We start from the raw sequence: 25,325 nt of genomic DNA, 5'->3' as shown, positions 1-25,325 counted from the left end.
TCAGGTGACTGCAGATGAATGATTTACAGATCGACGACATCAAGACCGACGAAAATGCCGCCATGGTGTTGCTGGTCGACGACCAGGCCATGATCGGCGAAGCGGTCCGACGCGGCCTGGCCCATGAAGAAAACATCGATTTCCACTTCTGCGCCGATCCGCACCAGGCGATTGCCCAGGCTATCCGCATCAAGCCGACGGTGATCCTGCAGGACTTGGTGATGCCCGGGCTCGATGGCCTGACTCTGGTGCGCGATTACCGCAATCATCCGGCCACGCAGAACATCCCGATCATCGTGCTATCCACCAAGGAAGACCCGCTGATCAAGAGCGCGGCGTTCTCGGCGGGGGCCAACGACTACCTGGTCAAGCTGCCGGACAACATCGAACTGGTGGCACGCATCCGCTATCACTCGCGTTCCTACATGACGCTGCTGCAGCGCGATGCTGCTTACCGCGCGCTGCGGGTCAGCCAGCAACAGTTGCTGGACACCAACCTGGTGCTGCAACGCCTGATGAACTCCGATGGCCTTACCGGGCTGTCCAACCGCCGTCACTTCGACGAATACCTGGAACTGGAGTGGCGCCGCGCCATGCGCGACCAGACCCAACTGTCGCTGCTGATGATCGACGTGGACTTCTTCAAGACCTATAACGACAGCTTCGGTCACGTCGAAGGCGACGAAGCCCTGCGCAAAGTTGCCGCCACCATCCGCGATGCCAGCAGTCGCCCTTCGGACCTGCCGGCGCGCTACGGTGGTGAAGAGTTTGCGTTGGTGCTGCCGAACACCTCACCGGGAGGCGCGCGACTGGTGGCCGAAAAGCTGCGCATGGCCGTCGCGGCGTTGAAAATCCCGCATATCGCCCCGGCAGAAGGCTCCAGCCTGACGATCAGCATCGGTCTGTCGACCACCACGCCGCAGCAGGGTACGGATTGTCGGCAGCTGATATTGGCGGCGGACAAGGGCTTGTATACGGCCAAACACAATGGGCGTAATCAGGTCGGCATCGAGTGAATCGAGGCCGCAACCGATCAACATGTGGGAGGGGGCTTGCCCCCGATAGCAGAGGGTCAGTCACCTGATGCACCGCCATCGGGAGCAGGCCCCCTCTCACATTTAACCCAGCGTAGTCTGCCTTTTCGCCAGGCGGGCTGCCGCTCCCCCCCGTTTGCCGTTATACTCGCCGGCTTTCAAAAGTTCGCCAACGAGTGCTGCCCGCCATGGAAATCAACCCGATCCTGAACACCATCAAGGACCTGTCCGAGCGCTCCGAAACTATTCGGGGGTATCTTTGACTACGATCAAAAGCATGAGCGTCTGACCGAAGTCAATCGTGAGCTTGAAGATCCGAGTGTCTGGAACAAACCTGAATACGCCCAAGAGTTGGGCCGCGAGCGCGCTGCGCTGGCGCAGATCGTCGACACCCTCGACGAACTGAACACCGGTCTGGCCGATTGCCGTGACCTGCTGGACATGGCCGTCGAAGAAAACGACGAAGGCGCAGTGGGCGATGTCATCGCCGAGCTGGCCCGTCTAGAGGAAAACCTCGCCAAGCTCGAATTCCGCCGCATGTTCAGCCATGAAATGGACCCGAACAACGCCTACCTGGACATCCAGGCCGGTTCCGGCGGCACCGAAGCCCAGGACTGGGCGAACATCCTGCTGCGCATGTACCTGCGCTGGGCCGACAAACGCGGCTTCGACGCCACCATCATGGAGCTGTCGGCCGGTGAAGTGGCTGGCATCAAGGGCGCGACCGTGCACATCAAGGGTGAATACGCCTTTGGCTGGCTGCGTACCGAAATCGGCGTGCACCGCCTGGTGCGCAAGAGCCCGTTCGACTCCGGCAACCGTCGCCACACTTCGTTCTCCGCGGTGTTCGTCTCGCCAGAGATCGACGACAAGGTGGAAATCGAGATCAACCCGGCCGACCTGCGTATCGACACCTACCGTTCCTCCGGTGCCGGTGGTCAGCACGTAAACACCACCGACTCGGCCGTACGTATTACTCACGTACCGACCAACACCGTGGTCAGCTGCCAGAACGAACGTTCCCAGCACGCCAACAAGGACACCGCCATGAAAATGCTGCGGGCCAAGTTGTACGAGCAGGAAATGCAGAAGCGCAACGCCGCTTCCCAGGCGCTGGAAGACACCAAGTCGGATATCGGCTGGGGTCACCAGATCCGTTCGTATGTGCTCGATGCGTCGCGGATCAAGGATCTGCGCACTAACATCGAACGCAGCGACTGCGACAAGGTGCTCGACGGCGATATCGACGAATACCTGGAAGCCAGCCTGAAGTCCGGCTTGTAATAAAGATTGTAGGAGCCGGCTTGCCGGCGATCCCCGGCCGCAGGCCGGGGACAACGAACCTGATGGAAATTTTAAAGACATGAGCGACCAACAACTCGACCCGCAAGCCCTGCAACAGGAAGAAAACTCCCTGATCGCCCTGCGCAAGGAAAAGCTTGCTGCCGAGCGCGCGAAGGGCAATGCCTTCCCCAATGACTTCCGCCGCGAAAACTACTGCGATGCCTTGCAGAAACAGTACGCGGACAAGACCAAGGAAGAGCTGGCAGAGGCTGCGATCCCGGTCAAAGTGGCAGGTCGCATCATGCTCAACCGTGGCTCGTTCATGGTGATCCAGGATATGACCGGTCGCATCCAGGTCTACGTCAACCGCAAGACCTTGCCTGAAGAAACCCTGGCCTCGGTGAAAACCTGGGACATGGGCGACATCATTGCCGCCGAAGGCACCCTGGCCCGTTCCGGCAAGGGCGACCTGTACGTCGAGATGACCAGCGTGCGCCTGCTGACCAAGTCCCTGCGCCCGCTACCGGACAAGCACCACGGCCTGACCGACACCGAGCAGCGCTACCGCCAGCGCTACGTTGACCTGATCGTCAACGAAGACGTGCGCCAGACCTTCCGCGTGCGTTCGCAAGTCATCGCCCACATCCGCAGCTTCCTGATGGCGCGTGACTTCCTTGAAGTCGAAACCCCGATGCTGCAAACCATCCCCGGTGGTGCCGCAGCCAAGCCATTCGAAACCCACCACAACGCCCTGGACCTGGAAATGTTCCTGCGTATCGCGCCGGAGCTGTACCTGAAGCGTCTGGTGGTGGGTGGTTTTGAAAAGGTCTTCGAGATCAACCGCAACTTCCGTAACGAAGGTGTCTCGACCCGTCACAACCCAGAATTCACCATGTTGGAGTTCTACCAGGCCTACGCCGACTACGAAGACAACATGGACCTGACCGAAGAACTGTTCCGCGAACTGGCACAGCTGGTCCTGGGCAGCACCGACGTGCCGTACGGCGACAAGGTGTTCCACTTCGGCGAGCCGTTCGTGCGCCTGTCGGTGTTCGACTCGATCCTCAAGTACAACCCCGAGCTGACCGCTGACGACCTCAACGACATCGACAAAGCCCGCGCCATCGCCAAGAAAGCCGGCGCCAAGGTGCTGGGCTTCGAAGGCCTGGGCAAATTGCAGGTGATGATTTTCGAAGAGCTGGTCGAGCACAAGCTGGAACAGCCGCACTTCATTACCCAGTACCCGTTCGAAGTCTCGCCGCTGGCCCGTCGCAACGATGACAACCCGAACGTCACTGACCGTTTCGAGCTGTTCATTGGTGGCCGCGAAATCGCCAACGCCTACTCCGAGTTGAATGACGCGGAAGACCAGGCCGAGCGCTTCATGGCTCAGGTGGCCGATAAGGACGCCGGTGACGACGAAGCCATGCACTACGACGCAGACTTCGTACGCGCCCTGGAATACGGCATGCCGCCAACCGCCGGTGAAGGTATCGGCATCGACCGACTGGTGATGTTGTTGACCAACTCGCCGTCGATCCGCGATGTGATCTTGTTCCCGCACATGCGGCCGCAAGCGTAACCCTAGCGAAATCCGAAGCCGCCTTTTATAAGGCGGCTTTTTTATGGGGCGTTTTTAAGCGTCAAGCAAACAGCGCCAGGTTTTGATCTATTCAAGGATGTGTGTCGTGAACCGCGTAATCGCACAAGAAGGCGCCGCCGGCATTGCAGCTGCCGTGGCTGAAAGCGTCCAGTACCAGGGCCGTAAGGCCAGTCGTCAGGGCAGCGAGCAACGGCGGCAAGACATTCTCGATGCGGCCATGCGTATTGTGGTGCGTGAGGGCGTACGAGCCGTGCGCCATCGGGCGGTGGCGGCGGAAGCGGGCGTGCCGTTGTCGGCGACCACCTACTACTTCAAAGACATCGATGACCTGCTGACCGACACCTTCGCCCAGTACGTCGAACGCAGCGCCGCCTTCATGGGCAAGCTGTGGGTGCGTAACGAAGGCCTGTTGCGCGAGATGGTTGCCTACGGCGATGGCAGCCCGGAGTCACGTTCGCAATTGGCCGATGACATCGCGCGACTGACCGCCGACTATGTGCTGCGCCAACTGACCAACCGTCGCGAACACCTCATGGCCGAACAGGCGTTTCGTCAGGAAGCGCTATTGAACCCGCGCCTTGCCGAACTGGTGCGTTCCCATCAGCAGATTTTATTGCAGGGCACCGGGCAGTTTTTCCAGGTGTTGGGCTCCCGCGAGCCGCAGCAGGACGCCAAGGTGTTGACGGCGATTATCAGTCGGATGGAATATCAGGGCCTGTTGGGCGGCGCAGAGCCTCTGACCGGTGAAGAGATGCTTGAGATCCTCAAGCGTTACATGCATTTGGTGTTGGCCTCGGTCTGACACCGGAGGGTGTCTGATGAAAACCTGGCGTATCGCGCTAATCGCCTTGTCGTTCCTGCTGCTCAGCGGTTGTTTGGTGACCTTCAAGGAGCCGCTGGCAAGCCGTGAAGCGGCGCCGAATGAGTTGTTGGGCCACTGGTCCAGCAAGAATGCATGGGGTGAGCCGCTCAGCTTACACATCACTCGCGCCGGTGAGCACCGCTACAAAGCCGTGAGCTACCCTAAAGCGGCGCCGGGCCAGCGCGATGAGTACCTGTTTACTGTGTCGCGCCATGGCAATCGGTGGTACCTGTCGGCGCCGTTGCCTACAAAGTTCGGTGGGAATTTTATCCTGGCCGGCTTCGAATTCGACGAAAAGCACGAATTGGTGGTCTACAACCTGGATCTGGAGCAGATCCGCCAAGCCATCGGCCAACAGGCATTGGATGGAGGCACCGTAGAAACCGTCGAAGGCGACGGGGTGTTGGTGGACAGCCCCATGGACCGGGTATTCGCCTACCTGGATGACCCGGCCAATGCCGATGTGTTCGTTGAAGCCGCGCGCTATCAGCGTGCGGGCAAATAACGTTTAAAGAAGGAAGCACCCGGTGGACGATTACCAGCAGACGATACGCACCTTGTCCGATCGCATTGTGCTGGCACAGACACCGATTCGCGTCCTCGACGCCGTCAAATGGGACGACACTATTCGCCAGGGATTCCTCAAGGCCAAGGGCAAGGCAATGCCTGCCGTAGACCGCGACTATTACCTGAACCGGCCGCTGTCGTTTGACTCCAGTGCGGTGAAGCTGGAATTCCAGAATATCGAGCGTGACATCACCCGTCGCCTCGGCCAGTTCAGCCCGGTGGGGCAGATCATGCGTCGCATGTGCCGCGAGTACCGCATGGTGGTGCGGATGCTCGAAGCGCGCGGCACCGAGGACTTCGGCCTGATCTCCCAAGAGCTGTACGGCGCCGCCTCCGATGCGTTCCACGCCGGCGACCCAACCCTGGCCGACCTGGGCCTGATGCTCTCCGACTACCTGAATAACATCGACGGCCGTGGCGACCTCAAGGACGAAGCCAAGACCCTCACCGCCAAGGACGCCGTCGCCCTGCTGCAAACCCGCCTGAACAAGGTGTTCGGCGAGGCGGAAGAAACCATTCGCGTGTTCGAGTCCGACGGCATCGTTGCGGATGCAGCGGCGGGGGCCGACTACATCAAGATCCGCGCCGATGCGATGTTCAACAATCGCGACGTGCGTGCCCTGGAAGTCCATGAAGGCCTGGTGCACGTCGGCACTACCCTCAACGGCCAGAACCAGCCGATCTGCACTTTCCTGTCCAAAGGCCCGCCGTCTTCCACGGTGACCCAGGAAGGCTTGGCGATTCTGATGGAGATCATCACCTTCGCCTCCTACCCGAGTCGCCTGCGCAAACTCACCAACCGTACGCGCGCTATCCACATGGTGGAGGAGGGCGCCGATTTCCTGCAGGTGTTCGAATTCTTCCGCGAGCAAGGCTTTGAAATCGCTGAAAGCTATGGCAACGCCAGTCGCGTATTCCGTGGCTCGGTGCCCAATGGACTGCCGTTTACCAAGGATTTGTCCTACCTCAAGGGCTTCATCATGGTCTACAACTACATCCAGTTGGCCGTGCGCAAAGGCAAGCTGGAACAGGTGCCGTTGCTGTTCTGCGGCAAGACCACTCTGGAAGACATGCGTACCCTGCGCCAACTGGTGGACGAAGGCCTGGTGGTGCCGCCCAAGTACCTGCCTGAACAGTTCCGCGACATGAACGCATTGGCGGCGTGGATGTGCTTCTCCAACTTCCTCAACCACTTGAGCCTGGATCGGATCGAGGCGGATTACTCCAATATCCTCTGAAGAAACCGGGTCTAAATGTGGGAGGGCGCAAAGCACCTCCCACATTGAATCTTCAACAGACGGTCAATTTCATCTTAATCACGAGGCTTCAACGGATGAGAATCCTCGGCATTCTATGCCTGCTACTCACATTGAACGGTTGCAGCTCCCTGCTGTTCTACCCCGAACCCGGCCTGCCGTTCACGCCCGAAAAAGCGCACTTGCAATACCGCGACGTCACCCTCACCACCGCCGACGGCGTGAAGCTGCACGCGTGGTGGCTGCCGGCCAAGGCTGGCGTGCCCGTCAAAGGCACGGTGCTGCACTTGCACGGCAACGGCGGCAATCTGGCCTGGCACCTGGGTGGCAGTTGGTGGTTGCCGGAGCAGGGCTATCAGGTGCTGCTGGTGGACTATCGCGGATACGGGTTGTCCGAAGGCAAACCGTCCTTGCCGGCGATCTATCAGGATGTGGATGCAGCGTTCAGTTGGATCGACAAAGCCCCCGAAACCCAGGGCCAGCCGCTGATTGTTCTCGGCCAGAGCCTTGGCGGTGCGCTGGCCGTGCATTACCTGGCAGAGCATCCGGAGCGTCAGGCCAGGCTTAAGGCGCTGGTACTGGATGGTGTGCCAGCCAGTTATCGTGACGTAGGACAATTCGCCCTCAGTACCTCCTGGCTAACATGGCCGTTTCAAGTGCCCTTGTCCTGGCTGGTCCCCGACGCCGACAGTGCGATCAACGCCATGCCTCGGCTGACCGGCGTGCCGAAACTGCTGTTCCACAGCCTGGATGACCCGATCGTGCCGCTTTCCAATGGCATCCGTCTGTACCAGGCGGCGCCACCGCCCAGGGTGTTGCAATTGACCCGAGGCGGTCATGTGCAGACCTTTGCCGACAAGACCTGGCAAACCGTGATGCTGCGCTACCTGGATGACCCGCAGCACTTCAACGGCCTACGCCGCCTGGGCGAAATTCCGAACTACCCCATTCCTAAAGTTGACTGATCAGAGAGCCCGCAATGAGCGAAGAACGCAACATGATCCCGCTGATTCTCACCGGCATCGGCACCATCATCGGCACCGTCGGCTGCCTGTGGTACTACGGCTACCTGCACTTCGCCAAGCCGGAAGATGCGTTGTTGCTCAGTGACTTCACCATGCTCAAAACCGTGCCTGGCGAGGACTACAAAATTTCTTTGACCCCGGCGGCCCAGGTGGCGCAGTGCGTCGATGGCGTGCTGGTGATGTTCGACACCGAGCAGAAAGGCCTCAGTGGCGTGCTGGTAAACAACAAGAAACAGGCAGTACGTTGTATGGGGCAGGAAACGCCACAACTGCAGCAGTAAGCCCTCTTAAAACCTCACGATTTACGACTCGCCCCCGTAGATCGTGCAGCTGCAGCCCCCGTACTGAACTGAAATATCTGGAACCGTATCGCGCCAGCAACCACTGAATGCGGTATGACTTACACAGATCGGGGCCGAAAACGTGGCGATCACTATTGCTGCAATACGCAACATGCTGGACATGGCGAGGGGGCATGAGTCGTTGCAACGGCTGGATGCTCAGGACCATGAACTCCAGCAAATGATGGACAAGCTGTCACACAATACTTATGGCGCGAAGATAGAGCTGCCCGCTGAGGATACGCATCGAACGGTCCAGTTCGATGAGCCCAAAAAAACCCACCGTAAGGTGGGGTTTTCTTATCCAGCGTTAATCAATCAGTTAGCGACGGAAGAGCGTGGCTTCACTGGTTGGTTATCGTTAGAGATGGTCACTTCAACACGACGGTTCATGGCACGGCCCGAAACGCTGCCATTATCGGCAACCGGGTATTCCTTGCCGTAGCCGGTGGTCACGATGCGGCGTGGGTCAACGCCCATCTTGATCAGCGCAACCTGAACCGAAGCGGCACGGCGCTCCGAGAGGCTCTGGTTGTAGGCGTCAGCGCCGGTGCTGTCGGTGTAACCCTCAATGATCACTTGGCGATCCGGGTTTTCCTGGAGGAACTGCGCCAGCTTGTTGATGTTTACCAGGCCGCTGGATTTCAGATCGGCCTTGTTGGTAGCAAACAGCACGTCACCAAAGGTCACCAGGGTGCCGCGATCGGTTTGCTTAGCGTTCAGGCTGTCTTGCAGTTGCTTGATCTGAGCGTCACGAGCGTCGAGCAGGGCGCGGGCGCGTTCGTCACCAGCATTTTTCAGCTTGGCCTCGGACTCGCGCAGCGCGATGGTGTCTTTAGCCACTTCAACGCGCTGATTGGTCAGGTAGGCCAGTTGGTCGACTTTCTTCTGGTCTTCCTTGTCGCGATAGGCTTTGTCAGCCTTGTCCAGCCAGTCCTGAGCGTCCTTGGTTTCCAGAGCCGCTACTTTGGTGGCGTTCGGGTTGGCCTGCAGGGCCGAGAAGTTGGTCCGTGCATTTTCCAGGTTCGCGTTTGGCGGGGTGGAGCAAGCCGCCAGTGCAACGCTCATCGCCAGCAGGGCAGGGATCATCAATTGTTTACGCATAGTCATGTCGTCCTTTCAATTCGATATCGGGTGCAATGCAATCAGGGGCAGCGGCTTATTTCTGCTGGATAGCAGCCGGGCGCATGCCTTCCTGACGCAGCTCCTGAACAGCTTTCTGGGAGTCCTTCACTGCCTGGTCGGCTTTGGCGGCCTGGGCTTTACGCTCTGCAACGCGAGCGTCCCACTCGGCTTGCTCGGACAGGCGACGGGCTTCGTCGTAGTTCTTGTCATGCATGGCGATTTCGGCTTGCTTGAGCTTGTCCTGGGCCGACTTCATTTCTACGGCCGCGTACTCGGTGCCGCCGGCGCTGACAGCGCTGTTCACCGCGGACTGGGTTACTGCGTATTGCTCAGTCGGAGGGTTGCCGGCGCAGCCCGCCAGAACGAAGCTGGTGCCGATTGCCAGCGCGGCCAATTTAAGCCCGCGCAGGTGGTTAAACGAGGATTTGGCAGTGCTGGTCTTCATCGTCTTCAACTCCATTGGATAACTCCTGAAAAACTTCAAAATCCATCGCAGGTGGTCAGCGGTTGTGGGCCTGGCGGTTAAGCGCGGGGCACCTATTCAAACGGCTGTTCCAAGTGATGGCTTACTGGCTGTGACCGGAGGCTTTTTTGAATAGTTCAGAGAAGATGGCGATTTGCCTAAAAAAATAACTGACTGAACGGTCAGCGTAAAAAAATGGAACTTTTGCTGCGCGCAGAAGTACGCCGGGCCTCTTGGAGGCCCGGAATACAAGGGGTAGATAGACGGGGGTTAGTGCTTGGATTCGTCGACGCTGGTCGACAAGTCATGCAGATAGCGCCGCGACAACGTGAGAAAACGCGGCGTAGGGCCGACGTCTTCATAAAGCGGATCGCCCTCTTCATCGGTGGCGATGACGTGTTGCCCTTTGATGTAGGGGAAGCTGGCTTCCAGCTCTTCAAGGGCCGCGCCGATCAGCTCACCGAGCAGTTCTTCGGTACTGCGCTTGGGGTACATCTCGGCGATGGCCGCCAACCGTGCGGCGGCCTCTACATCAAGATGGATGGCGTACTCGGTTTTGGTCAAACGACCCTTAGCGTTCTCTTCCCAATGCTGGGCCAGTTCTCGAATTTTCATGGCAACCTCAATAAAGCCCGCGATGGCAGGCGGTGATGAGTGACCAGTCGCTCGCGTGGATAATGCGGCGGCTCACAGTTGAGACTAGCTGCAAGCCGCAAGGTTTAAAGTCTTGTCATAAAACGATGCTGACGGCACTCTGGCAGGCCTGCGCGTCCCGGATTTCTGGCTGGAGATTGGCTGATGAGTGATATCGATGCACGCTTGCGTGAGGATGTTCACCTGCTGGGTGAACTGCTGGGCAACACCATTCGAGAGCAGTATGGCGATGATTTTCTCGACAAGATCGAGCAGATCCGCAAAGGCGCCAAGGCTGACCGCCGGGGTGCCGGTGATGAGCTGAGCACCAGCCTCAACCAGTTGCAGGAGGACGAACTGCTGCCCGTGGCTCGGGCGTTCAACCAGTTCCTGAACCTCGCCAATATCGCCGAGCAGTACCAGTTGATTCACCGGCGTGACGAGTCGCAGCCGGCACCGTTCGAATCCCGTGTGTTGCCTGAATTGCTGGCGCGTTTGCAAAGCGAAGGCCATAGCAATGAATCCCTGGCCCGCCAGTTGGGGCGCCTGGAGATCGAGTTGGTCCTCACCGCCCACCCCACCGAAGTGGCGCGCCGCACCCTGATCCAGAAATACGATGCCATCGCCGCGCAACTGGCGCTGCAAGATCACCGCGACCTCACCACGGCTGAGCGCGAACAGATCCGCCAACGCCTGCAACGGTTGATCGCCGAAGCCTGGCACACCGAAGAAATCCGCCGCACCCGACCCACTCCGGTGGACGAAGCCAAATGGGGCTTTGCGGTGATTGAGCATTCGCTGTGGCACGCCATCCCCAATTATTTGCGCAAGGCTGACCAGGCCCTGCATGCCGCCACTGGCCTGCGTCTGCCTTTGGAAGCCGCGCCGATTCGTTTTGCGTCGTGGATGGGCGGCGATCGCGACGGCAACCCGAATGTGACCGCGCCGGTCACCCGTGAAGTGTTGCTGCTCGCACGGTGGATGGCCGCTGACTTATACCTGCGCGATATCGACCACTTGGCGTCCGAACTGTCGATGCAAAAGGCCAGCCCAGCGTTGCAGGCCAAGGTTGGCGACAGCGTCGAGCCCTACCGCGCCGTGCTCAAGCAACTGCGCGAACGTCTGCGAGCCACACGCCAATGGGCGCACACCGCATTGAGCAGCAGCACGCCGGCACCGGCCGAGGTGTTGCAGAACAACCGCGACCTGCTGGAACCGCTGGAGCTGTGCTACCAGTCGCTGCATGAGTGCGGTATGGGTGTGATCGCCGACGGTCCGTTGCTTGATTGCCTGCGCCGTGCTGTGACCTTTGGCCTGTTCCTGGTGCGGCTGGATGTGCGCCAGGATTCCAGTCGCCATTCGGCGGCCATGACCGAAATCACCGATTACCTGGGCCTCGGTCGTTACGACGAGTGGGACGAAGACGCACGCATCAGCTTCCTGATGAAGGAATTGGCCAACCGGCGACCGCTGCTGCCGGGCTATTTCAAACCGTCGGCGGACACAGCCGAAGTACTCAACACCTGTAAGGAAGTGGCTGCCGCGCCGGCTGCCTCGTTGGGTTCTTATGTCATCTCCATGGCCGGCGCCGCGTCGGATGTGCTCGCCGTGCAATTGCTGCTTAAAGAGTCGGGCGTACAACGGCCGATGCGCGTGGTGCCGCTGTTCGAAACCCTGGCCGACCTGGATAACGCCGGTCCCGTGATCGAACAACTGTTGCTTCTGCCGGGCTACCGTGCGCGCTTGCAGGGCCCGCAGGAAGTGATGATCGGTTACTCCGACTCAGCCAAGGACGCCGGCACCACCGCTGCTGCGTGGGCGCAATACCGCGCCCAGGAACGGTTGGTGGATATCTGTCGCGAGCAACAGGTGGAACTGCTGTTGTTCCATGGTCGCGGTGGCACCGTCGGCCGTGGCGGCGGCCCGGCACACGCCGCGATCCTGTCGCAGCCTCCGGGCTCGGTGGCAGGGCGTTTCCGTACCACTGAGCAGGGCGAGATGATCCGCTTCAAGTTCGGCCTGCCGGATATCGCCGAGCAGAACCTCAATCTTTACCTGGCCGCCGTTTTGGAAGCGACGCTGCTGCCACCGCCCCCACCCGAGCCAGCCTGGCGCCACTTGATGGACGAATTGGCCGCCGATGGTGTCAGCGCCTACCGTGCGGTGGTGCGGGAAAATCCGCAGTTCGTTGAATATTTTCGCCAGTCCACCCCCGAGCAGGAGCTCGGCCGTTTGCCGTTGGGCAGTCGTCCAGCCAAGCGCCGTGCTGGTGGTATAGAAAGTCTGCGCGCCATTCCGTGGATCTTCGGCTGGACACAGACTCGGCTGATGCTGCCTGCCTGGCTGGGCTGGGAAGCGGCGTTGAGCAAGGCGTTAGAACGCGGCGAAGGTGAACTGCTGGGGCAGATGCGTGAGCAGTGGCCGTTCTTCCGTACCCGTATCGATATGCTGGAAATGGTCCTGGCCAAGGCGGATGCCGATATCGCGCGTCTCTATGACGAGCGCCTGGTGCAGCCGGATCTGTTGCCATTGGGGGTGCACTTACGCGACCTATTGTCGCAGGCGTGTGACGTGGTGCTTGGCCTGACTGGCCAGTCGCAACTGCTGGCCCACAGCCCTGACACCCTGGAGTTCATTCGCCTGCGCAACACCTACCTTGATCCCTTGCACCTGTTGCAGGCTGAGTTGCTGGCACGTTCGCGCCAGCAGGAAGCGGCGCAGGACAGCCCTCTGGAACAGGCGCTGCTGGTGTCCGTGGCCGGTATTGCCGCCGGGTTGCGCAACACCGGCTGAGGTTTTTTGCGTGTTCTCAAGGGCTTGCAGATAAACCACGACGACCGTCCGGAAAAGGGCGGTCGGCGTTTAGAGCGTCGGGTTGCACTCAGGCACACCCTACCTATGGCGGATGCCGGGCGCGGTTCCTGCGACTTTTGGCGGCTTGTGTGGTTAAGGCCTGCTGTGTATCTTGATCAGCCTTTGGCCGTTTGGGCGGCCGGAATCCTATTTTTACGAGCCATACTTCTACGAGATTTGCCCCCACGCGGTGAATCCGAGCGTCATCTCTATATAAAAAATTGAGGAGCACATCGATGCGCGTCATTCTGCTGGGAGCTCCCGGGGCCGGTAAAGGTACTCAGGCAAAGTTCATCACTGAAAAATTCGGCATTCCACAAATCTCCACCGGCGACATGCTGCGTGCGGCCGTCAAGGCTGGCACCGAGCTGGGCCTGATCGCCAAGAGCGTGATGGACAGCGGCGGCCTGGTCTCCGATGACCTGATCATCAACCTGGTCAAGGAACGCATCAGCCAGGAAGACTGCAAGAACGGTTTCCTGTTCGACGGTTTCCCACGCACCATTCCCCAGGCTGAAGCCCTGGTGAAGGCCGGCGTTGAGCTGGATGCTGTGGTCGAAATCGCCGTTGAAGACGAAGAAATCGTCCAGCGTATTGCCGGTCGTCGCGTTCACGAGGGCTCGGGCCGCGTGTACCACGTCGTCTACAACCCGCCGAAGGTTGAAGGCAAGGACGATGTCACCGGTGAAGACCTGGTGCAGCGTAAAGACGACACTGAAGAAACCGTGCGTCATCGCCTGTCGGTCTACCACTCGCAGACCAAGCCATTGGTAGATTTCTACCAGAAGCTGTCCGCTGCCCAGGGCAAGCCGAAGTACAGCCACATCCCTGGCGTTGGCTCGGTAGAAGCCATCACTGCCAAGGTGCTGCAAGCACTGAGCTGATCCTTCGATCAGCTCGCTCAACAACGGCCCGCTTGCGGGCCGTTGTTGTTTTATACTGGCGCACTTTTTTTCGACTTGGACACCCACACCGATGAGCACCCTGCTGGCCCTGGACACCGCGACTGAAGCTTGCTCCGTTGCCTTGCTGCACGATGGCATCGTTACGAGCCACTACGAGGTGATCCCGCGCCTGCACGCGCAGAAGCTGTTGCCGATGATCAAGCAACTGCTGGAAGAGGCGGGCACCACCCTGGCTGCTGTCGATGCCATCGCTTTTGGCCGTGGTCCGGGGGCGTTTACCGGTGTGCGGATCGCCATTGGCGTAGTCCAGGGCCTGGCATTTGCCCTGGAGCGCCCGGTATTACCGGTCTCCAACCTTGCGGTGCTGGCCCAGCGCGCATTGCGTGAGCATGGCGCTTCGCAAGTCGCAGCTGCCATTGATGCGCGGATGGATGAGGTCTATTGGGGTTGCTACCGCGAAACCGCTGGCGAGATGCGTCTGGTGGGTGTGGAAGCTGTGCAGTCACCGGAATCGTCAGTATTGCCGGACGATGCTAGCGGCGACTGGTTTGGTGCTGGCACTGGCTGGGGCTACGGCGAGCGTATCGGCGTTCAACGGGTTGGCCAGGACGCCGCCATGTTGCCTCACGCGGAAGATCTGCTGACCCTGGCGCGCTTCGCGTTTGAGCGTGGCGAGGCGATTCCTGCGGATCAGGCTGCTCCGGTTTATCTGCGCGATAAAGTGGCTCAAACCAAAGCCGAACGCGGGATTATTTGACGCCAAAAATGATGGCAATGTGAGGCAAAAGTCGCCAATCGTCAGAATTTGCCACGGGTTTTAAACCTTTTTCAAATTATGTGTTCTAGTTATCACCAGAGCATTTGCGCGCTACGGATTGCGCCACTAAAATGCCATCACCGATACCGAGTTCGCATCGATGCGTATAGACGGCTTTTCCTCACAGTCCTACCCAATCAAACGTAAGCCGCGTAAGGCGAACGTCACGGTAGACGAGTCCGTCGAAGACTCACCGGACTTCATCGAAGTCCAGCCCGATGCACAGTCCAACGCCCAAGCACGAATCAGCGGTCTTCCCGCCCGTCAACAAGACATGGTTTTCCCGCGCTCGATGAGCAAAAGCGTTGCCGCTGCCCTGGCCAGCTACCTGACCACCGCCGGCTTTGTCGAATGGGATATGGAAGTGTTGGGCCTCGACATCCACATCTGATGCGCCTGCCTTACTACCTCGGTTGCCCGTCCTGGAGCGAAAACGCCTGGCGCGAGTACCTGTATCCCGCCGATGCACGCTCCAGCGACTACCTTGCCCTCTATTCCCAAGTCTTTAATGCGGTTGAAGGCAATACCACGTTCTACGCCCGCCCTTCGGCCGCGACCGTGCAGCGCTGGGCCGACATCATGCCCGACGATTTTCGTTTCACAGCCAAGTTTCCAGGTGATATCAGCCATGGCGGCGACTTGCGTGAGCAATTGCCAGCGGCAGAAAGCTTTGTCAGTTTGATGAGCCCGCTCGGTGAGCGAGTTTCGCCGTTGTGGCTGCAACTGTCGGCGAGTTTCTCGCCGCAGCGCCTGGCGGAACTGGCCGGTTTTATTGATGGACTGGAGCGCCCGCTGGCAGTGGAAGTGCGCCACCGGAGTTCTTCGCCAAGGGCGATGCCGAGCGCATGCTCAACCGTCTGCTGCGCGACCGTGGCGTCGAACGTATCTGCCTCGACCCGCGCGCATTGTTCAGTTGCACGTCCACATCGGCAGCGGTGCTGCATGCCCAATCAAAAAAGCCCAAGGTGCCCACACGCCCGGCCGCGCTGACCCAGTTTCCCCAAGTGCGATTTATCGGCCATCCCGAGCTTGAGGCTAACGACCCGTTCCTGATCCCATGGGTGGAGAAAATTGCCGGCTGGATCGAAGAGGGCCGCACGCCCTATGTGTTCCTGCACACCTCGGATAACCGGCTCGCCGCGCAGCTGGCACTGCGCTTCCACGCTCAGCTGATGGCGCGTCTGCCTGGCTTGCCCGCGTTGCCGACATTGGATCGGCAACCCGAAGTCGAACAACTGGGGTTACTCTAAGGCTCCTTTTTTCGCCAGGATTCAGTCATGGATGCCCAAACCCGACGCGCCGAAACCTTCAAGGCCTTGCATGAGCGCGACCGCGCCTTCGTGATGCCTAATCCTTGGGACGCAGGCTCCGCAGTAATGCTCGCCAGCCTCGGCTTTGAAGCTCTCGCCACGACCAGTGCGGGTTACGCGTTCAGCCTGGGGCGCCCGGATGCGGAAGGGGCGTTGTCCCTGGAAGACACCTTGCTCAATGCCGCCATGATCGCCAAGGCCACCGCACTGCCGGTGGCAGCCGACCTGGAAAACGGCTTCAGTGATACCCCCGAAGGCTGTGCCCAAACCATCCTGCGCGCTGCTGCCAGCGGCATTGTCGGCGGCTCCATCGAAGATGCCACAGGTATCAGCGCCGACCCGATCTACCCCTTTGACCTCTCAGTGGAACGTGTGGAAGCCGCCGTCGCCGCCGCTCGCAGTCTGCCATTCCCCTTCACCCTGACGGCCCGTGCGGAAAACCTCCTGCATGGTCGCCTGGATTTACCTGACACCATTCGCCGTCTGCAGGCCTACGCCGAAGCGGGTGCCGACGTGCTGTATGCGCCGGCCTTGCGCAGCGCCGATGAGGTGTTGGCGGTGGTCAAGGCCGTGGCGCCAAAGCCTGTGAATGTGTTGATGTCTGGTGGGCTGAAACTCAGCGTGGCGCAATTGAGCGCGATGGGCGTCAAGCGCATCAGCGTGGGATCGGCCATGGCGCTGGCGGCTTATGGTGAGTTCTACCGGGCGGCCCAGGAAGTCTATGAACTGGGCACCTTCAGCTTTACTGAACGCTCGATGCCCTTCAGCACGGCCAATCAGTTCTTCAAGGGCTAAGCGGTGCGTTTTTTCAAAATATTGGGCGTGTTGCTGCTGCTCGGCGCTGCTGTTGCCGTGGGCGTATGGCGAGGCTGGGTGCCGCTGCCCGCTGAGTGGAACCCGTGGGCACCGCTGGACGTGCGTGCCAGTCCAAACCTGTTGACCCGCTACAAACTGGGCCGCCTGCAGGAGGATCCGGCGTTGTGCGACGAGGTGCTGAAAACGTCCGGTCTGCGTGTCAGTCATCAGGCGGACACGCCCGCAGACGCCGCCTGCCCTTTGCGCAATACCTTGCGCGTGCAGGGCGCAGAAGTGGCATTAAGCAGCAGCTTTCTCGCCAGTTGCCCGTTGGCGGTGGCGTTCGCACTGTTTGAGCGCCACAGCCTGCAACCGGCGGCGCAGGCGGTGTTTGGCCAGGCGGTCACGCGGGTCGATCACCTGGGCAGCTTTGCCTGCCGCAATATCTATGGTCGGGCCGAGGGGCGGCTCAGCCAGCATGCTTCGGCCAATGCTCTGGATATCGCCGGGTTTCGGCTGGCGGATGGGCGCAGTATCAGCGTGCTCAAGGATTGGCCGGGGGAGGGCGCCAGCGCACGGTTTTTACGTCAGGTGCGCGATGGTGCCTGTGATGATTTCAACGTGGTGTTGAGCCCGGATTACAACGCCGCGCACCGCAACCATTTCCATCTGGACATGGGGCGTTGGTGGGTGTGTCGCTAAGGCTCAGGCCGCCAGGCGCAGGTTGTTGGCGATCAGTGGGCGTGCCCAGTGGTAGTCGAAGTCCAAGGCCTTTTGTTGGGCCACCAGCTCTTCGATCGGGTACGGCGTGGCGGGCGGCGGCAGCAAGTCCAGTTCGAACTCCGCGATCGGCAGGTGCAGAGGGCGAGGTTGCGGCGCCGGGCTAGGCTCGGGCAGCGGTTGGCCTGCGGTGAGGACGATGGGGCGTACCCAACTGCTTTCGAAGTTCTGTTGGCGCTGCTGGGCGACGATTTCTTCGTCAGGGAACGGAGTTGCAGCCGGAGGCAGCAATTCGGTTTCGAATTCGGCGATCGGCAGGAAAAGTGGCTCAGGCGGAGCGATTTCAGTGTCTTTCACGTCGCACTCACGCTGCGTGAGGATCTGCGACAGCAGGTCGGCGCCTTCGTGGGGTTCTACCGCAGGGTCCATCGGCGCCGGCGCCTGGGCGGCCAGCGCGCCCTGCGTATCGCCGAGCTGCTCGGCCAGCGCTCGGGCGAAGAAGTCTTGCCACACATGACTCACCCCGGCCAGCGCTTGAGTATTGCGCAGGCCGTAATGGTTATGGGTCGGCAGTACACCGATGGTTAGGGGGAGAATGTCTGACATTTTTCTCGGTCGACGCTCAGCTCTGGCAAAATACCTGACTGTTATTTTTATCGGCCGCTGTTTGCCGATCCTTAATATTTTTGAGCGTAGTGATTCATGAGCGAACAACCAGCGGCCAGCCGCATCCAGGTCGAGGCTTTGGGCGAAGGTTTTAAGGACCGCGCCGAGCAGTGGGCATCTCTGCTTGGCTTGCCTTTACAGCTCGCTGACGCGGACTTTTCCCTGCAAGTTGGCGAGCATGGCCTACAGCTGCAACAGCTAGGTCCTGACGCGCCGGGCCCGGTGCGGGTGGACTTTGTTGAGGGAGGTGCAGCTCATCGTCGACTCTATGGTGGCGGCAGCGGGCAGATGATCGCTAAAGCCGTAGGCATCGCCCAAGGCGTGCGCCCTCGGGTGCTGGACGCCACGGCAGGCCTGGGCAAGGACGCGTTTGTGCTGGCCAGCCTGGGCTGTGAGATGAGCCTGATCGAGCGCCAGCCGTTGATCGGCGCTTTGCTCGAAGACGGCCTGGCGCGTGGCGCAGATGACTTTGAAGTCGCGCCAATCGTGGCGCGCATGAAGCTGCTCAAGGGCAACTCCATCGACGTGATGCTGAACTGGGAAGGCGAGCCGCCCCAGGTGATCTACCTCGACCCAATGTTCCCTCACCGTGAGAAAACCGCCTTGGTGAAGAAGGAAATGCGCCTGTTTCGGCCGCTGGTGGGTGATGATCCGGATGCGCCAGCCTTGTTGGCCGCCGCCCTGGCCCTGGCCAGCCATCGCGTGGTGGTCAAGCGCCCCCGCAAGGCGCCGTGCATCGAGGGACCAAAGCCGAGCCATGCGCTGGACGGCAAGTCCAGCCGGTATGACATCTATCCCAAAAAAGCGCTCAAAGCCTGATGTTCAAGGCCTGTACGCCCGCATAAACAACCCTACTACCTCCTGCACATGGGCTTCGGCGGCGTGTTCACTCAGATGCCCGCCGCAGCCATACAGCAGGCAGAAATTTGCCGTGCCCTTGAGCAGGCAGAAGAAGTGCTCGGCCGCCGTGAAAGGTTTGTCGATGCTCAGGGCACCGCTCTGGTCGATCTTGCTGAGCAGGCGCTCCATGCCCTGGAGCATGCGCATGGGCCCGGCTTCGAAAAAGATCTGTGAGAGTTTCACGTCCTGATTGCCGGTGGTCATCATCAAACGATGCAGGTTCACCGACTCCTCGCTGTTGATCAGCCGATGAAAACCGCGCGCGATATTCAGCAACACCGTCTCGACTGGCATGCCCTCAGGCAGCTCGAAGTACATCACCGGTAGCTGCTCTTCGCATGTCGCCACCACGGCGGCGGTGAACAAGGTCTCTTTGTCGGTGAAGTGGCTGTAGACGGTCAGTTTCGACACGCCTGCCTCAAGGGCTACGGCATCCATGCTGGTGCTGGCATAACCATTCCCCAAAAACAGAGTTTTCGCTGCCTGAAGAATTGCCTGGCGTTTTGCCATGTCCTTGGGACGCCCGGGGCTATTGGTGTTAACGCGATTGTCGGACATTTTCACCTTTAATACTGGACTGGTGAGTTTGGTATTAATAACATACTGGCCAGTATAATTATTCCTAGCTTCATTTGCGAAAGGTCCTTCAGCATGCGCAGCACTTTCCTGCCCTTTGCGTTGCCTGTCAGCCTGGTCTTAATGTTGGCCGCCTGCGGCCATGAAGAACCGGCCCAGATTACCGTCCGCCCTGCCATGGTGGTGCAACCGCAACCGTCGGCACAGTCGATGGACAGCTACCCCGGAGAAGTGCGGGCTCGCTATGAGCCGGACCTGGCCTTTCGCATCGGTGGCAAAGTCAGCAAACGCCTGGTTGAAGAGGGTGAGCGCGTCAAGGCCAACCAACCGTTGGCGGAACTCGACCCCCAGGACGTGCGCCTGCAATTGGAGGCTACCCGCGCCCAAGTCGCCGCTGCCCAAGCTAACCTGAGCCTGGTCCGCGCCGAGCGCGATCGCTATAAGACCCTGATGGACCGTCAGATGGTCAGCCGTTCTCAGTACGACAATTCCGAAAACCTCTACCGATCCGGCGAAGCGCGCCTCAAGCAGATCAAGGCCGAATTCGACGTGGCCAGCAACCAAGCCGGTTACGCCGTGCTCCGTGCCCCGCAGGATGGAGTCGTCGCCAAGCGCGCCGTGGAGGTCGGCCAAGTGGTGTCGGCTGGCCAAACCGTGTTCACCCTGGCCACCGATGGCGAGCGCGAAGTGCTCATTAGCCTGCCCGAACAAGGCTTTGGTCGCTTCAAGATCGGTCAGCCGGTAGCCGTGGAGTTGTGGAGCCAGCCGGACCAGCGTTTTACCGGACGCATCCGTGAACTGTCTCCCGCAGCCGATCCAAAATCGCGCACCTTTGCCGCCCGAGTGGCGTTTACCGGCGGTAAAGTCCCGGCGGAATTGGGCCAAAGCGCTCGCGTATTCATACAGACCGAGGGTGTCGTTCCGCTGTCGGTGCCGCTGTCTGCCCTCAGCGCGGAGAATGGCGCGTCTTACGTCTGGCGTGTGGAAACGGACAATACCCTCAAGCGCGTACCGGTGCGCATTGGCGCCTTCGGCGAAAAAACCGTTCCGGTGCTGGAAGGCTTGAAACCCACCGATTGGGTGGTCGCCGCGGGCGTGCATGTGCTCCACGAGGGCCAGCAAGTGCGCCCGGTGGATCGCTCCAACCGTGTCGTGAATCTGGCGGCCAAGGAGTAGTCCCCGATGGGTTTCAATCTTTCCGAATGGGCGTTGCGTAATCGCCAGATCGTACTGTTCCTGATGATCCTGCTGGCCGTGGTTGGCACCTTGTCCTACACCAAGCTGGGACAAAGTGAAGACCCGCCATTCACCTTCAAAGCCATGGTGATCAAGACCAACTGGCCCGGTGCTACGGCCCAGGAAGTCTCGCGTCAAGTCACCGAGCGCATCGAGAAAAAACTGATGGAAACCGGCGAGTACGAGCGCATTGTCTCGTTCTCGCGCCCTGGCGAGTCCACGGTTACCTTCATTGCCCGCGACTCCATGCACTCGGCGCAGATTCCTGAGCTGTGGTACCAGGTGCGCAAGAAGATCAGCGACATCCGTCAGACCTTGCCGCCGGATATCCAGGGTCCGTTTTTCAATGATGAATTCGGCACCACCTTCGGCAATATCTATGCGCTGACCGGCAACGGTTTCGACTATGCCGTGCTCAAGGATTACGCCGACCGCATCCAGATTCAGCTGCAACGGGTAGCGGATGTGGGCAAGGTGGAGTTGCTCGGCCTACAGGATGAGAAAATCTGGATCGAGCTGTCCAACCTCAAGCTCGCCACCCTCGGCCTGCCATTGGCAGCGGTTCAGCAGGCGTTGCAGGAACAGAACGCGGTGTCCACGGCCGGCTTCTTTGAAACCCCGAGCGAGCGCGTGCAACTGCGTGTGTCGGGCAACTTCAAGACAGTGGAGGAGATCCGCGACTTTCCGATTCGAGTGGGCGACCGGACCTTTCGTATCGGCGATGTAGCTGACATTCACCGTGGCTTCAACGATCCGCCGGCACCGCGCATGCGTTACATGGGCGCCGATGCAATCGGCCTGGCCGTGGCCATGCGCGACGGCGGCGATATCCTGATATTGGGCAAGGCGCTAGAAGGCGAATTCGCACGTTTGCAGAAGAACCTTCCGGCAGGCATGGAGTTGCGCAAGGTGTCGGATCAACCGGCAGCGGTGAAAACCAGTGTCGGGGAATTCGTGCAGGTATTGGCCGAGGCATTGGCGATCGTATTGCTGGTGAGCTTCTTCTCCCTCGGCGTACGCACCGGCATGGTGGTGGCCCTGGCGATTCCGTTGGTGCTGGCGATGACCTTCGCCACCATGTATTACCTCGGCATTGGCCTGCACAAGATTTCCCTCGGCGCACTGGTACTCGCCCTCGGTTTGCTGGTGGATGACGCGATCATCGCCGTGGAAATGATGGCAATCAAAATGGAGCAGGGCTACGACCGGCTCAAGGCCGCCAGTTTCGCCTGGACCAGCACCGCCTTCCCGATGCTCACCGGCACGCTGATTACGGCGGCAGGTTTCCTGCCGATTGCCACTGCGCAATCGAGCACCGGCGAATACACCCGTTCGATTTTCCAGGTGGTGACCATCGCGTTACTGGCCTCGTGGGTCGCCGCGGTGGTGTTCGTGCCATACCTGGGGGAAAAGCTCCTGCCGGACCTGGCGAAGATTCACGCAGCCAAACATGGCGCTGAGGGCCCGGATCCCTACGGAACGCCGTTCTACCAGCGCGTAAGGCGTTTGGTGGAGTGGTGCGTCACTCGACGTAAAACCGTGATTGTACTGACAGTGCTGCTGTTTATCGGCTCAGTGGCGCTATTTCGCTTTGTGCCACAGCAGTTCTTTCCGGCCTCGGGGCGCCAGGAACTGATGGTCGACCTGAAACTGGCCGAAGGCGCGTCCCTGAGCAACACTGCCGATCAGGTCAAACGCCTGGAAGCCTTACTCAAGGACCATGCCGGCATCGAGAACTACGTGGCTTACGTCGGCACCGGTTCGCCGCGTTTCTACTTGCCGTTGGACCAGCAACTGCCCGCCGCGAGCTTTGCGCAATTTGTGGTGCTGGCCAAAACCATCGAAGAGCGCGAAAGCTTGCGTACCTGGCTGATCGCAACCCTCAACGAACAATTTCCCGACCTGCGTTCGCGCGTTACCCGCCTGGAAAACGGCCCGCCCGTGGGTTATCCGGTGCAGTTTCGCGTGACCGGCGAACATATCGAGGAAGTTCGCGCCCTTGCACGGAAAGTTGCCGCCAAGGTTCGCGAAAATACCCACGTGGTCAACGTTCACTTGGACTGGGAAGAACCGAGCAAAATTGTCTACCTGAACATCGACCAGGACCGCGCCCGCGCCCTTGGTGTGAGCACTGCCAACCTGTCGAAATTCCTGCAGAGTTCACTCACCGGCTCAAGCGTCAGCCAATACCGGGAGGACAACGAATTGATCGAGATCCTCCTGCGCGGCACGGTCCACGAACGCACCGAACTGTCGCTGCTGCCTAGCCTGGCGGTGCCGACCGACAACGGTAAAAGCGTGGCCCTGTCGCAGATCGCCACCCTCGAATACGGATTCGAGGAAGGCATCATCTGGCACCGTAATCGCCTGCCGACGGTCACCGTGCGCGCCGACATCTATGGCAAGGAACAACCGGCGACGCTGGTGCAGCAGATCCTGCCGACCCTCGAAGGCGTGCGGGCCGAGCTGCCGGATGGCTACCTGCTGGACGTCGGCGGTACCGTCGAGGACTCCGCCCGCGGGCAGAACTCGGTGAAGGCCGGCGTGCCGCTGTTTATTGTGGTGGTGCTGACCTTGCTGATGCTGCAACTGCGCAGCTTCTCACGCACGGCAATGGTGTTTCTCACGGCGCCGCTGGGCTTGATCGGCGTCACGCTGTTCCTGCTGGTGTTTCGTCAGCCCTTTGGCTTTGTAGCCATGTTAGGGACCATCGCCTTGTCGGGCATGATCATGCGCAACTCGGTGATCTTGGTGGACCAGATCGAGCAAGACATCAAGGCTGGCTTGGCGCCGTGGCAGGCGATTATCGAAGCCACCGTCCGACGCTTCCGCCCGATTGTGCTGACGGCACTCGCGGCGGTATTGGCGATGATCCCGCTGTCTCGCAGTGTGTTCTTCGGACCGATGGCGGTGGCGATCATGGGCGGGCTGATTGTGGCGACGGCGTTGACGCTATTGTTCCTGCCGGCACTGTATGCTGCGTGGTTCAAAGTGAGGAAGGACGTCGCGTAACCATGTTGGCCACTGTTTCAGCCCTGATATTGCTACTGCTTGCCCCTGGCCCCACCAACACCCTGCTGTTTCGCGCAGGTGTGTTGTTCGGGTTTCGGGCATCCTGCAAGCTCGTGCTAATCGAGTGCCTGGCGTATTTGCTGCAAGTGTCGGCATGGGGTGTGGCGCTTCTCTATCTCGCGGCGTTTTCACCGTGGGCGTTGAAGGCGACGCAACTGGCGGCGGCGTGCTACCTGCTGTATGTGTCGTGCAAATTGTGGCAGCGCAAGAACAGCGAGATCAGCCCTGGCAAAGATCGCTTCACCGGGTTGTACTTCTTTTTGTTGACGGTCATGAATCCCAAGGGCTTGCTGATCGTTTCCTTTATCGCTCCGTCCAATACCTTCACCGCCGCGCAAGGTTATGCCGAGTTCATGGGGTTATTGGCGTTGGTGGTTGTGCCGGTAGGCGCCGCTTGGGTGTTGTTGGGGAGTCGCTTCGAAGGGATGCAGAAGAGTTGGCTCACGCCCTTGAAGATCAATCGAATCACGTCGATTGCCATTGGCTGCTTCGCAACCTTGATGATGGGCCGACTGGCCGATTCAGTTTTTCACTAGAATCGCTCCCCGTTGCAGGGAGCGATCCTTGCGCTGCTTATAGTGCTCCAAACACCTTCTTCGCCAAACTCGTCGCTGCAGCGGCCGGGTTCTTGCGAATCGTCTCTTCCTGCTGCGCAATCATCTTGAACAAACCATCCAGCGCCTGTTCGGTCACGTAGTTTTCGACGTTGGCGCTCTTGGCATCCACCGCACCAAAGGCTGCCGCTTTGCCCGCCAGGGCGTTGTACTGCTGGGCCACGCCGACCTTATCCGTAGCGGCCTTGACGATCGGCAGGAACTTGGCGCGGATTGCATCGCGCGAGCTTTTGTTGAGGTATTGGGTGGCCGAATCCTGGCCGCCGCTGAGAATGCCTTTAGCGTCGGTCACGCTCATGTTTTTCACGGCGTTGACCAGGATCGGCTGGGCCTGGGTCACAGCGGTTTCAGCCGCTTTGTTCATGCTGGTTTCCAGTTGCGTAACCTGGTCGCCCATGCCGAACATTTTCAACTTCTCGGCGACTTTGCCCAGTTTGCCCGGCAGGCCGATCTTCACTTCAGGGTTGTCGCTGAAACCGCCGGGTTTGCCCAGTTGTTTCACTGCGATCTGTGCGCCTTGGGTCAGGGCATCCTTAAGGCCGCCGCTGGCGTCGCCTTGGGACAGGCTACTCAGGTCCAGGGCCATGGCGTTGGCGCCGAGCAGCAGGCCGGCACACAGAGCAGTGAGGCGAAGGGAATTACGGAGCATTTGCGCTTCCTTATGATCT

24 protein-coding genes and 1 pseudogene are annotated in these 25,325 nt (G+C 60.0%); 19 read left to right on the top strand and 6 right to left on the bottom strand.

Translation table 11 applies throughout. The annotated features are described in order from the left end of the window. Positions 1 to 14: 14 nt before the first annotated feature. The 8 genes from AB4N82_RS03800 (at position 15) to AB4N82_RS03765 (ending at position 7,912) form a co-directional block, all read left to right on the top strand. A complete protein-coding gene (locus AB4N82_RS03800) occupies positions 15 to 1,016 on the top strand; it encodes a diguanylate cyclase (RefSeq protein WP_032891719.1) in 1,002 nt (333 codons plus the stop codon). A 206-nt stretch (positions 1,017 to 1,222) separates the two neighbouring features. Further along, positions 1,223 to 2,318, top strand: a protein-coding gene (gene prfB, locus AB4N82_RS03795) for a peptide chain release factor 2 (protein WP_099601257.1) whose coding sequence is annotated in 2 segments (ribosomal slippage) — positions 1,223 to 1,294 and positions 1,296 to 2,318 — 1,095 coding nt in all. Because the reading frame shifts where the segments join, the coding sequence is not laid out codon by codon here. Positions 2,319 to 2,397: 79 nt separating this feature from the next. After that, positions 2,398 to 3,900, top strand: coding sequence for a lysine--tRNA ligase (gene lysS / locus AB4N82_RS03790; RefSeq protein ID WP_032891718.1), 1,503 nt, complete (start codon positions 2,398 to 2,400; stop codon positions 3,898 to 3,900). Between the two features lie 106 nt (positions 3,901 to 4,006). Then, a complete protein-coding gene (locus AB4N82_RS03785) occupies positions 4,007 to 4,723 on the top strand; it encodes a TetR/AcrR family transcriptional regulator (RefSeq protein ID WP_460104435.1) in 717 nt (238 codons plus the stop codon). 16 nt (positions 4,724 to 4,739) lie between these two features. After that, entirely contained in the window at positions 4,740 to 5,288 is a 549-nt protein-coding gene (locus AB4N82_RS03780; RefSeq protein ID WP_099601258.1) for a hypothetical protein, read from the top strand. A 22-nt stretch (positions 5,289 to 5,310) separates the two neighbouring features. Continuing rightward, entirely contained in the window at positions 5,311 to 6,588 is a 1,278-nt protein-coding gene (locus tag AB4N82_RS03775) for a flavohemoglobin expression-modulating QEGLA motif protein (protein WP_032891715.1), read from the top strand. Between the two features lie 95 nt (positions 6,589 to 6,683). Beyond that, positions 6,684 to 7,571 carry an alpha/beta hydrolase gene (locus tag AB4N82_RS03770; RefSeq protein WP_095183989.1) on the top strand — a complete coding sequence of 296 codons (888 nt, stop codon included), beginning with the start codon at positions 6,684 to 6,686 and terminating at the stop codon, positions 7,569 to 7,571. A gap of 14 nt (positions 7,572 to 7,585) precedes the next feature. After that, positions 7,586 to 7,912, top strand: coding sequence for a hypothetical protein (locus AB4N82_RS03765; RefSeq protein ID WP_003172217.1), 327 nt, complete (start codon positions 7,586 to 7,588; stop codon positions 7,910 to 7,912). Between the two features lie 378 nt (positions 7,913 to 8,290). On the opposite strand, the gene AB4N82_RS03760 is transcribed toward AB4N82_RS03765, so the two are convergent. From AB4N82_RS03760 to AB4N82_RS03750, 3 genes are all read right to left on the bottom strand, one after another. Then, on the bottom strand, positions 8,291 to 9,076 hold the full coding sequence (locus tag AB4N82_RS03760) for an OmpA family protein (protein WP_032891712.1): 786 nt from the start codon (positions 9,074 to 9,076) through the stop codon (positions 8,291 to 8,293). A gap of 55 nt (positions 9,077 to 9,131) precedes the next feature. Then, on the bottom strand, positions 9,132 to 9,557 hold the full coding sequence (locus AB4N82_RS03755; protein WP_032891711.1) for a DUF4398 domain-containing protein: 426 nt from the start codon (positions 9,555 to 9,557) through the stop codon (positions 9,132 to 9,134). A gap of 273 nt (positions 9,558 to 9,830) precedes the next feature. After that, positions 9,831 to 10,175 (bottom strand): hypothetical protein, encoded by a 345-nt coding sequence (locus AB4N82_RS03750; RefSeq protein ID WP_032891710.1) that lies wholly within the window; start codon positions 10,173 to 10,175, stop codon positions 9,831 to 9,833. 183 nt (positions 10,176 to 10,358) lie between these two features. Here AB4N82_RS03750 and ppc point away from each other — a divergent pair, with 183 nt between their 5' ends. From ppc to AB4N82_RS03715, 7 genes and pseudogenes are all read left to right on the top strand, one after another. Beyond that, positions 10,359 to 12,986 carry a phosphoenolpyruvate carboxylase gene (gene ppc / locus AB4N82_RS03745; protein ID WP_032891709.1) on the top strand — a complete coding sequence of 876 codons (2,628 nt, stop codon included), beginning with the start codon at positions 10,359 to 10,361 and terminating at the stop codon, positions 12,984 to 12,986. A 296-nt stretch (positions 12,987 to 13,282) separates the two neighbouring features. Then, on the top strand, positions 13,283 to 13,930 hold the full coding sequence (gene adk, locus AB4N82_RS03740; RefSeq protein ID WP_003172225.1) for an adenylate kinase: 648 nt from the start codon (positions 13,283 to 13,285) through the stop codon (positions 13,928 to 13,930). Between the two features lie 91 nt (positions 13,931 to 14,021). Beyond that, a complete protein-coding gene (gene tsaB / locus AB4N82_RS03735; RefSeq protein WP_032891708.1) occupies positions 14,022 to 14,708 on the top strand; it encodes a tRNA (adenosine(37)-N6)-threonylcarbamoyltransferase complex dimerization subunit type 1 TsaB in 687 nt (228 codons plus the stop codon). A gap of 160 nt (positions 14,709 to 14,868) precedes the next feature. Then, positions 14,869 to 15,159: a hypothetical protein gene (locus AB4N82_RS03730; protein WP_460104427.1), complete on the top strand. Its 291-nt coding sequence runs from the start codon at positions 14,869 to 14,871 to the stop codon at positions 15,157 to 15,159. Then, positions 15,159 to 16,018 (top strand): annotated as a pseudogene (locus AB4N82_RS03725) (DUF72 domain-containing protein). Before AB4N82_RS03730 ends, AB4N82_RS03725 begins: the two are co-directional and overlap by 1 nt. A 27-nt stretch (positions 16,019 to 16,045) precedes the next feature. Next, a complete protein-coding gene (locus tag AB4N82_RS03720; protein WP_032891704.1) occupies positions 16,046 to 16,873 on the top strand; it encodes an isocitrate lyase/PEP mutase family protein in 828 nt (275 codons plus the stop codon). Positions 16,874 to 16,876: 3 nt separating this feature from the next. Next, the gene (locus AB4N82_RS03715; protein WP_122764867.1) at positions 16,877 to 17,575 is read left to right on the top strand and encodes an extensin-like domain-containing protein; all 699 of its coding nucleotides are present in this window, start codon (positions 16,877 to 16,879) and stop codon (positions 17,573 to 17,575) included. 3 nt (positions 17,576 to 17,578) lie between these two features. Here AB4N82_RS03715 and AB4N82_RS03710 read toward each other — a convergent pair whose 3' ends face one another. Then, complete coding sequence (locus tag AB4N82_RS03710) at positions 17,579 to 18,199, bottom strand: energy transducer TonB (protein ID WP_122764868.1); 621 nt, start codon at positions 18,197 to 18,199, stop codon at positions 17,579 to 17,581. A 96-nt stretch (positions 18,200 to 18,295) separates the two neighbouring features. On the opposite strand from AB4N82_RS03710, the gene AB4N82_RS03705 reads away from it, so the two are divergent. Further along, positions 18,296 to 19,078, top strand: coding sequence for a class I SAM-dependent methyltransferase (locus AB4N82_RS03705; protein ID WP_095183995.1), 783 nt, complete (start codon positions 18,296 to 18,298; stop codon positions 19,076 to 19,078). Between the two features lie 3 nt (positions 19,079 to 19,081). On the opposite strand, the gene AB4N82_RS03700 is transcribed toward AB4N82_RS03705, so the two are convergent. Beyond that, complete coding sequence (locus AB4N82_RS03700; RefSeq protein ID WP_032891696.1) at positions 19,082 to 19,717, bottom strand: TetR/AcrR family transcriptional regulator; 636 nt, start codon at positions 19,715 to 19,717, stop codon at positions 19,082 to 19,084. A gap of 93 nt (positions 19,718 to 19,810) precedes the next feature. On the opposite strand from AB4N82_RS03700, the gene AB4N82_RS03695 reads away from it, so the two are divergent. The 3 genes from AB4N82_RS03695 to AB4N82_RS03685 are packed head-to-tail and all read left to right on the top strand — an operon-like array spanning position 19,811 to position 24,579. Further along, on the top strand, positions 19,811 to 20,911 hold the full coding sequence (locus AB4N82_RS03695) for an efflux RND transporter periplasmic adaptor subunit (protein WP_095183996.1): 1,101 nt from the start codon (positions 19,811 to 19,813) through the stop codon (positions 20,909 to 20,911). Between the two features lie 6 nt (positions 20,912 to 20,917). Continuing rightward, complete coding sequence (locus AB4N82_RS03690) at positions 20,918 to 23,983, top strand: efflux RND transporter permease subunit (RefSeq protein WP_460104421.1); 3,066 nt, start codon at positions 20,918 to 20,920, stop codon at positions 23,981 to 23,983. Between the two features lie 2 nt (positions 23,984 to 23,985). Then, on the top strand, positions 23,986 to 24,579 hold the full coding sequence (locus tag AB4N82_RS03685; protein WP_099601265.1) for a LysE family translocator: 594 nt from the start codon (positions 23,986 to 23,988) through the stop codon (positions 24,577 to 24,579). A gap of 37 nt (positions 24,580 to 24,616) precedes the next feature. On the opposite strand, the gene AB4N82_RS03680 is transcribed toward AB4N82_RS03685, so the two are convergent. Next, positions 24,617 to 25,306: a DUF4197 domain-containing protein gene (locus AB4N82_RS03680; protein WP_032891686.1), complete on the bottom strand. Its 690-nt coding sequence runs from the start codon at positions 25,304 to 25,306 to the stop codon at positions 24,617 to 24,619. Positions 25,307 to 25,325 lie beyond the last annotated feature (19 nt).

This window comes from Pseudomonas sp. H1_D04 (assembly GCF_054683855.1).
This window is presented reverse-complemented; position numbering and strand designations above follow the sequence as displayed.